The following is a 2061-nucleotide window of genomic DNA, read 5'->3' as shown; positions in this document are numbered from 1 at the left end:
CTCCATATATAGACAGATTAGTGTGCTTTCTTTTTTCTGTCTACTAAAAGGGGATCATATCAATTATGTCGGGTGTTGTTTTTGTACAATGGATCCGAAAAAGGGAATTAATTCAAAGAAACATGTCAGGTTTTCCTGTGCACGTTTTTTTTGATATTTTCAAGGCTGAATCGTTGGCGTGGGACGCCTGAGGTGATAACATAACTTTAACCACAAATAAAGGAGATGTTTAGTAAGATGGTAGATGAAGTCATTTTGGACGATGTATCACTGCATGTTACTGATTTTCATGCAGAAGTTATAAAAGATTCTGAAGGTAGAGAATTCAGAAAAGTCAGTTTTAATTTCGAGGTAACTAATAGTGAATATCATGATATAACAACACTGCTATATCAAATGGTATTTGATATAAAGATCCCTCAGTCAAACGAGGAATTTCGCGGAGAGATTTTTAACTATGCTACTTCGGTTACGAATCTTTATGAAGAAAATGCTGTGGGAGATTTTTCACTAGTCTTATTGGAAGTAAACGAACAAGAATGATTCTATTGCCAGCCTTGTAAAGATATGGGTTACTGTCTATAATACATAGTAACAATTATTCTATACATATGAGGTGGTTCTTTGCTTGGAGGCTGGTTTTTATGGTTTATTCTATTTTGGGTAGCCCTATTAATAATCTTGATGAGCATCGGTGGTTTTTTCATGTTTCGGAAATTCTTAAAAAGGTTTCCTAAAGAGGATGGAAAATCCGATATGGATTGGGAAGAATATTATTTGGACCAAACAAAGCACTTATGGTCAAAGCAGCAAAAGGATTTACTTGAAGATTTAGTGAGCCCTGTACCAGAACTTTTTCGTGATGTTGCACGACATAAAATTGCTGGTAAAATCGGTGAATTGGCGTTAAAGGAAAAAGCGGGAGATATTACAGAAGATTTAGTAATACGTGGCTATATCATTGCCACGCCCAAACGTGATCATAAATTTTTACAAAAAAAATTAGCTGAACGAAAAGTAAATATGAGTCCATATGAACATTTATTTAGCTGATATTAAGGAGAAGGTAGACTCTTTAGAGTGTGCCTTTTTTTTGTTTGAAAAAAGATGTGCTTCAAATCATGGTAAAAATTAGAACGTTTGTACCCAATCCATGCTATCCTTTCAAATTTTGATATAATAATAGTAAGTAAAAATGAGGACGGAGTGAAACTATGAAATTTATCCATACGGCTGATTGGCATTTAGGGAAAATTGTTCACGGGGTACATATGACAGAAGATCAAAGACATGCACTCCTGCAATTTATTGAAATAGTAGAAGAAGAGAAACCGGATGCAGTTGTGATTGCCGGTGATTTATATGATCGTTCTGTTCCACCGACGGAAGCGGTAGAGCTTCTTGATGAAATTCTTTATACCATTAATGTGAAAATGAATACACCGATCGTTGCGATATCGGGAAATCATGATTCGGCGGAGAGGCTGTCATTCGGTTCATCATGGTATCGTCATAGCCAGCTATACATTCATGGGAAATTGACAAAAACATGTGAACCGGTCCGTATTAAGGGCGTGAATTTTTATTGTGTCCCATATGCAGAACCTGGTACCGTTCGCCATCTTTTTGAAGATGAAAGTATTCATTCTCATCAAGAAGCAATGAAACGGATAACTGGAACTATTGCGGAAACATTCAATCCGAATGAACCAAATGTTTTCGTTGGACATGCCTTTGTATTAGGTGGTAAAACGAGCGATTCAGAACGTGTTTTGTCAGTAGGCGGTTCTGGGTGTGTTTCATCTGATTTATTTGATGCGTTCGACTATACGGCACTTGGACATTTACATAGCCCAGATGCGATACGCCATCCAAAGGTATATTACTCCGGCTCACTATTGAAGTACTCTTTTTCTGAGGCCAAGCAAAATAAGTCGTTATCCATTGTCGAGATGAAAGAAGATGGCAGTTTCGATATGCGATATCGATCTTTGATGCCTATGCTTGATATGAGGGAACTGGCAGGCACAATGGAAGAGTTACTTGACCCTGCTTTTTATC

General features: G+C 37.1%; 3 protein-coding genes. All 3 read left to right on the top strand.

The window, feature by feature from the left end:
• The first annotated feature begins 237 nt into the window (after window positions 1–237).
• Window positions 238–543 carry a DUF3219 family protein gene (locus tag AC1DUW_RS26895; protein ID WP_053345529.1) on the top strand — a complete coding sequence of 102 codons (306 nt, stop codon included), beginning with the start codon at window positions 238–240 and terminating at the stop codon, window positions 541–543.
• A gap of 81 nt (window positions 544–624) precedes the next feature.
• A complete protein-coding gene (locus AC1DUW_RS26890; RefSeq protein WP_053345530.1) occupies window positions 625–1053 on the top strand; it encodes a DUF2621 domain-containing protein in 429 nt (142 codons plus the stop codon).
• 161 nt (window positions 1054–1214) lie between these two features.
• Window positions 1215–2061: metallophosphoesterase family protein (locus tag AC1DUW_RS26885; RefSeq protein ID WP_477643938.1), on the top strand; the 847-nt coding region annotated here is incomplete at its 3' end.

The organism is Peribacillus sp. P4_C12, from assembly GCF_056402095.1.
The sequence above is the reverse complement of the archived record's forward strand: the minus strand, read 5'-3'. Positions and strand labels throughout refer to the sequence as shown.